Source organism: Gluconacetobacter aggeris, from assembly GCF_014174395.1.
Taxonomy (GTDB): domain Bacteria; phylum Pseudomonadota; class Alphaproteobacteria; order Acetobacterales; family Acetobacteraceae; genus Gluconacetobacter; species Gluconacetobacter aggeris.
In genome coordinates, this window is the sequence record NZ_JABEQD010000008.1 from 182,231 (window position 1) to 188,977 (window position 6,747).

The following is a 6,747-nucleotide window of genomic DNA, read 5'->3' on the forward strand; positions in this document are numbered from 1 at the left end:
TAAAGACGATCGGTTTTTTATCTCTCCCGCAAATAGGATCAAGAGGCTAAATGGTTGGTTATGCAACCGACCTTCTTCATCAACCACGGCGGCGGCCCCTGCTTCTTCCTCGAGCCGGGACCGATGCGCGCTGCGTGGCACGACCTCGAAGCTTATCTCCACGATTTCACGGAGACGCTCACGGAGCGGCCGCGTGCCATCCTCATCGTGTCAGGGCACTGGGAGGAGGCGGTTCCGACCGTCAATGCCGGCGCACATCCACCGCTGCTCTTCGACTATAGCGGCTTCCCCGACTACACCTACAGGCTGACCTGGCCCGCGCCGGGCGAGCCCGCAATGGCGACCCGCGTTCGTGACCTGCTCTCGGCCGCAGGCATCTCGAGCAACAGCGAGCTGGCGCGCGGATGGGACCACGGCGTCTTCGTGCCGCTGAAGGTGATGTATCCGGAAGCCAACATTCCGCTGGTGCAGCTCTCGCTTCAACGCGGCCTCGATCCCGCCGCGCATCTCGCGATCGGACGCGCGCTCAAGCCGTTGCGCGATGAAGGGGTGCTGATACTCGGCAGCGGGCAAAGCTATCACAACATGCGCGGCTTCTTCGGGCGTGGCACGGTCGACCCCAAGGCAGAGGCGTTCGACGCGTGGCTGCGCGCGGCGATGGTTGATCACGGCACTCGCGACGATGCGCTCGTCCGCTGGGAAGACGCCCCCAGCGCACGCGACGCGCAACCGCACGAGGATCACCTGCTGCCGCTCATGGTCGTGGCAGGCGCCGCGTCCGGTGAGCCCGGCGCCATTCACTTCCATGGTCACGCTCTCGGCAAGCCAATCTCCGGCTTCCGTTTCGGCTGACCCCATTCCAAAGGAGAACAATGCATGCCCAAGCTTCTCGTCGTCGAAACCAGCCCGCGCGGGGACTATTCGATCTCGCGCAACCTCACCCGTCGCTTCGTTGCCGCGTGGCAGGCGGAGCACCCGGAGGGCACGGTCGTCGAGCGCGACCTGATGGAGACCGACCTGCCGTTCGTGAATGCGCCGTGGCTCCAGGCTTACTTCACGTCGCCGGAGCAGCACTCGGCCGAGATGAAGGATGTGCTACGCCTATCCGACGCGCTCGTAGCGGAGCTTTTGGCGGCCGACCATCTCGTGATCGCCACGCCGGTCTACAACTACAACGTACCTGCCGCACTGAAGGCATGGGTGGATCACATAGTACGCAAAGGGCTGACGCTGGGGATGGACGGTAGCGGCCTTGTGAAAGGCAAAAAGGCCACCGTGCTGCTCGCTTCCGGCGGCGTCTATACCGAGGGATCGCCGATCCGTAACCGCGATATCGCCACCCAGTATCTGCGGTTGATCCTGGGGGTGATCGGCATCACCGACGTGACCTTCATCGCGGCCGGGGGCGCAAAAGCGGTCGATCTGGGCGAGGCGACAATGGACGGGTTCCTGAACAAGTTTCAGGGCGAGATTGCGGCTGAGGTCGTCTGATCAATTCCGTGTGGGCAGGAGCGGCTTCGGTTGAGAGGCCGCTCACCTCCGTCGAGCTCCTCCGCAGCCGTCATCACGATGCTGGTGACGGTGGGTTTCGCGACGCGGGCTTTTCAGATGCCTCTCCCAACCGAAAGCTCTGCACCCAAGCGCTGGTACGACCTAGTTTCGACTCGACCAAGCATGTTGGCAGAAGAGCGGCAACACGAGTCCTGACGCCGAAAGGCCCGAAAGGCGTGCCGCCTCGCGAAAGCCCCCGTCCGCGCGACGGCGACGAAGGCTGAGAGGTCATCGAGTTCCTGCGGCATTGTGCGGTTTTCCGTACGACCTGTTCCGAATCAACCAGCTTATCGATCATTCCTGCGGCGTCCATGTTCGACGCACATTCTTTGCAGGAGAAACCGATGATCGACCTTGCCAGCGCAGGCACCTTCCAACTCGGCGACCGCGTCGTGAACCGCATGGGCTATGGCGCGATGCAACTTGCCGGCCCCGGCGTGTTCGGGCCGCCACGGGACCGCCAGGCCGCCATTGCCGTGCTGCACGCCGCCATGGACGCCGGCGTCAATCATATCGACACCAGCGATCTCTACGGTCCGCACGTGACCAACCAGGTCATCCGCGAGGCGCTTCATCCTTATGCCGATGACCTCGTGATCGTCACCAAGGTCGGTGCGGTACGCGGCGCGGATGCTTCGTGGCTGCCGGCCCAGAGCGCAGACGACCTGACCCGGGCCGTGCATGACAATCTGCGCAACCTGGGGCTCGATCGGCTCGATGTGGTCAATCTGCGGCTGATGGGTGACATCCACGCCCCGAGCGAAGGCTCGCTGGAAGCTCCCTTCTCGGCGCTGGCCAAGCTGCGCGAGCAGGGCCTGATCCGTCACCTCGGCCTCAGCAATGCGACCGCCGCGCAAATCGCCGAAGCACAAGCCATCGCACCGGTCGTTTGCGTGCAGAACCAGTATAACCTCGTCCACAGGGACGATGACGCGCTGCTCGACGCCCTGGCCACGCAGGGCATCGCCTATGTGCCGTTCTTCCCGCTAGGCGGCTTCAACCCGATCCAGTCCAATACCTTGTCCGCAATCGCGCTCGATATCGGGGCGAGTCCGATGCAGGTGGCACTCGCCTGGCTCCTGACCCGGTCGCCCAACCTGCTCCTCATCCCGGGCACGTCCGGTACGGCACACCTGACGGAAAATCTGGCCGCGGCGACACTGGCACTACCGCTCGAGGTCAAGGCACGGCTTGATGCGATCGCTGTCGTTCAGCCGGCGGGCGACCGTTGACGTTCGTCGGATGCCGCGCCAGATATTCTCGCGGCGTTACCGCAACGTTCGAAGCTGTCCCCTCGTCCCGCCCGGTGCGACATTGCCCCAGGTGATCGGTATTCGCCTGAGATACGCAGGCGGATATCACCGAGCCATGAAGGAGGCGGGAATGATTACGCGATTACCGTGCCTTGTCATTGCCGCGACGTCGCGATGTTCGATGCCGGCACGATCCTGCGTGCGTATCGCTCCAGGTGACCGCGCTCCCGGCCATGTGGGCACCCTCTCGATTTTTTCGAAAGAGCATGTTCATCTTACATAATGACCACAGGATGACAGAAAGATCGGCATGACAATCTTCGTACGCTTTGGCGACATCGCACGCTCGCTTCTTGCACTAGGTACCCTGATGGCCGTGACATCGGCGTGCCAGGCCGCACCAACGACCGACATGTCAGAGTGGCAAACCAACGACTTCAAAAGCCGAATTGCCGCGACGACGGATGCGGCAACGCGTGATTGCCTTACCGGCATTTTGCTGAGCCGTCAGGCACGGCCGGAGGAGGCCGTCCCGATACTCGAACGCGTTTCACCGGCTCTATCCCATGATAATTCCAGGAATAGGGCCCTCAGCCTGTATGCCTTGACGTATGATTATGTGCTGGTCGGTCGTTATGGGGATGCAGCGCGAACGGCTGATGCATTGATTGCTCAAGGCAGTGAATGGCTCGCTCCCGCGGAACGCCAGGGACTGCATGACGACGCCGAGATCTGGCACATTCTTGCACAGTCTCCGGCAATGAGAGCCGAATTTCATGGTGGCGTTCATTTACCCATGAAACAGACGATGGTCGGACATTTCACGATTCCGGCAACGGTCCATGATATCTCAATGGACTGGATTGTGGATACCGGCGCCAATCTTTCCGTTTTGAACGCCTCCACCGCGGAGCGTCTCGGGGTCAGGATTCTTCCGGGCATCGCCCATACTCAGGCTGGCACAACGGGTATCGAAAACACACTCCGCATCGGGATGATCGATGAAATACACATCGGTTCAGCCATGATTTACAACGTTCCCGTCCTGGTGTTCGACGACCAGGCACTGAGCATTCCCACACCGAAAGGGCTTTACGTGATGAAAGCCACGATCGGTTACCCGGTTCAGAGGAGTCTGGAGAATATTCAGTTCTCAAAGGCGCATGGGTTTATGGCGCATAATCCCCTGCCTTCGTCCTTGGGCCATGGTGCGCCGCTGGGATTATCAGAACTGACACCGACAATCTCCGTGTCATACCATGGACACCCTATCAGCGGATCGGTGGATACCGGAGCAACAGGGACGATCATGGGCGCACGTTTTCATGCCCTGTTGGATCACGACGCGATTCCTTATACTGACACCACGCGTCATAATGGTGGCGCGGGAGGCTACCTGATGTCCGCCGGCGCCATGGTGCCAAATGCCGAATTTCAGGTCGGCACAAGAGATGTGACCTTGACGAAGCTTTTCGTGCTGGCAAAGCCCAACAACTCCTTGCTCGACACGCTGTATGGAAATTTCGGTCAGGATCTGTGGAAAAAAGGTGACGGCGCGATTTTCGATTTTACAAATGGTCGCTTTTACCTGTTGTAGATCACCCACCTGTCCAGACCTGCGTCCGATCAGTCCCGAATCAAGCAGGGGACTGACACGCGGCACACAATCCACGCCGTCTTCGATCAGGTTGACTGCCCGATCGATGGCCCGGCGAGTTCGATATCGATGCCGAAATAAGGTTTCTGGAAGGCCAGCCAAGCCGGGGTGACGATCAGGCCGGCTCCAACATCGCGCTTAGCAAGTCGCGCCGATGGCGATCAGTGCCTGCACCACGAACTCTATCCATGGGGTCATATGCAGATCCGGGCACTCCCCGCGCTGCTGCGGTCGCAGGGAGGTGGCCTGACAGCCGATCCGAAAGAGAACCCGCCCTCTTTCCGTAACATCCGGCCGCCGGTGAACGGCGGCACGGCATGAGGGTCCAATTTCATATAATGACAGCACGATGTAGCCTCGTCCGGTCTTGGGGACACACGAAACGCTTTCGAATGACGAACATGAGGCAGCAGCTGCCGAGCGAACCTTACTGAACTGGTCTTCCGGAACGAGTGGAATCAGCAGGCTGCGTCACTGTGTATGATGGTCTGATAGTGGACCGCTGCAGCCAGCGTCGGGGGCGACTGCCCTGAAAATTCCGGCAATCCCCACCGAAACACGCCGCCTTGCCATCGCTTCATCGTCGCCGAACCGGTCGACCGCCCAGGACAACGCCACGACGAGTTCAAATACTTCTGCTGCGGTCACGGTGTCCACAGTGTCCCCAGACAGGGCTGCCTGGTGGAGAAAGACCGCCGTTCTGTCGACCAGCGCGGCGCACGCCGTCGCCATGGACGACTGCGGATCTCCCTGGGCGGAGGCAACACAAGTTGGCAGGTCGTGCCAGATGCGTAATCTCCAGGCGAGCCGTATCAGCCATTCCGCCAGTGCTTCCTTCGGGGCGAGCGATCCGGACAGCTCATCGGCTTCGGCCAGCGCAGCTTCGATGCTGACCGAAGCCACGGCGGCAAGCAGATCGTCCCGCGTCGGGAAATTCCGATACAGCGTTGCATTTCCCACGCCAGCGCGCAGGGCGATACCGTCAAGGGAAGCGAGAACCCCCTCCTCCTCGAATGTCGCGCGTGCGGCCGCAAGGATCGCGTCCCGGTTGCGCCGCGCATCGGCACGCATGGGACGCGCAGCGGCTGAACTTATCTCCTGGTCGGCGGTCACGAATATCCTCCCTTGACGAAATGGGGATATTCCCCGGATAGTGTTTCGGGGAGTGTCCCCACTTGATGGAGAACTATAGGATGACGCAGCCAATCGACAAGACCAATCGCACGCTGGAGGATCGGGTCGTGCTCGTGACCGGCGCCAATGGCGGCCTCGGGGACGAATTCGTCAGGCAGGCCGTTCAGCGGGGCGCGCGCCGCGTCTATGCCGCGGCCCGGAAACCCAAGGCCTGGGATGATACCCGCATCGTGCCGCTGACGCTCGACATCACGAGTACCGATGACATCGCTCGGGCTGTCGCCACCGCGCCTGACTGTGACCTGCTCATCAACAACGCGGCCATCGCGCCGGAAGCCGATGTCCTGCTCCAGCCCGAGGACGAGACACGGCGCATCTTCGACACGAATTTCTTCGGCACACTGAACGTCGCCAACGCCTTTGCGCCGGTCCTCGGTGCCCATGGCGGCGGGACGATGCTCAATATCCTGTCCGTTGCGGCATGGGTCAGCATGCCGACGGCCTATGCGGCCTCGAAGGCGGCGCTGTGGTCCGCGACCAACGGCTTGCGCATGGCGCTGGAGGGGCAGAACACGCAGGTCGTCGGGCTTCTGGTCGGCATGATCGACACGCCGATGACGAAGAACTGGCATGTGCCGAAGAGCAGCGCGACGAGTGTCGTGACACAGGCCTATGACGGCATTACCGCAGGGGCTGTCGAAATTCTGGCCGACGATGTAACGCGCGACCTGAAATCAAGGCTCAACACGAAAGGCGAGGAATTGTACCCTTGGATGCATGCGCAGATCCGGGCGCTCATAGCTTCGTAAGCGCGCTATCATAATAGCAGGGAGATGAGTTGATGGCCGGTCCAGGAGAACACGTCCGCTTTTCGTCCGCCTTCGACCGCCGATGATGTCGGATATGACGCGGTCGCTTCCTGTCGGTTCCCACCTTCCAAGCTGACAGGAAGGTCTAGTGTCCTGATTCCTAAATTTCTATCCACATTTTTGCTGGACGGCGACGGTTCGTTGGCAGAAGCGTTGGATTGACGCCAGGATGTCGTCAGCGGACTTTGTCCATCGGAAAGGCTTGGGATCCGCGTTCCGGGCGTCGATGTAGGCATTGATCGCCGTCTCGAGCTCTCGAACGGAACGATGCGTCCCACGCCTG

Annotated in this window: 6 protein-coding genes and 1 pseudogene; 5 read left to right on the forward strand and 2 right to left on the reverse strand. The window is 61.1% G+C overall.

The features are described 5' to 3' along the window. Window positions 1-60: 60 nt before the first annotated feature. From HLH36_RS12770 to HLH36_RS12785, 4 genes are all read left to right on the forward strand, one after another. The gene (locus HLH36_RS12770; protein ID WP_182986734.1) at window positions 61-852 is read left to right on the forward strand and encodes a DODA-type extradiol aromatic ring-opening family dioxygenase; all 792 of its coding nucleotides are present in this window, start codon (window positions 61-63) and stop codon (window positions 850-852) included. 24 nt (window positions 853-876) lie between these two features. Further along, complete coding sequence (locus tag HLH36_RS12775) at window positions 877-1,491, forward strand: FMN-dependent NADH-azoreductase (protein WP_182986735.1); 615 nt, start codon at window positions 877-879, stop codon at window positions 1,489-1,491. A 404-nt stretch (window positions 1,492-1,895) separates the two neighbouring features. Further along, on the forward strand, window positions 1,896-2,783 hold the full coding sequence (locus tag HLH36_RS12780; RefSeq protein WP_182986736.1) for an oxidoreductase: 888 nt from the start codon (window positions 1,896-1,898) through the stop codon (window positions 2,781-2,783). 331 nt (window positions 2,784-3,114) lie between these two features. Beyond that, window positions 3,115-4,401 (forward strand): aspartyl protease family protein, encoded by a 1,287-nt coding sequence (locus HLH36_RS12785; RefSeq protein ID WP_182986737.1) that lies wholly within the window; start codon window positions 3,115-3,117, stop codon window positions 4,399-4,401. A 531-nt stretch (window positions 4,402-4,932) separates the two neighbouring features. Here HLH36_RS12785 and HLH36_RS12790 read toward each other — a convergent pair. After that, entirely contained in the window at window positions 4,933-5,574 is a 642-nt protein-coding gene (locus HLH36_RS12790; RefSeq protein ID WP_338030452.1) for a TetR/AcrR family transcriptional regulator, read from the reverse strand. An 80-nt stretch (window positions 5,575-5,654) separates the two neighbouring features. On the opposite strand from HLH36_RS12790, the gene HLH36_RS12795 reads away from it, so the two are divergent. Beyond that, window positions 5,655-6,404: an SDR family oxidoreductase gene (locus HLH36_RS12795; RefSeq protein WP_182986738.1), complete on the forward strand. Its 750-nt coding sequence runs from the start codon at window positions 5,655-5,657 to the stop codon at window positions 6,402-6,404. A gap of 168 nt (window positions 6,405-6,572) precedes the next feature. Here the strand turns inward: HLH36_RS12795 and HLH36_RS12800 are convergent. After that, a pseudogene (locus HLH36_RS12800) lies at window positions 6,573-6,747 on the reverse strand (IS630 family transposase); the annotation flags it as partial.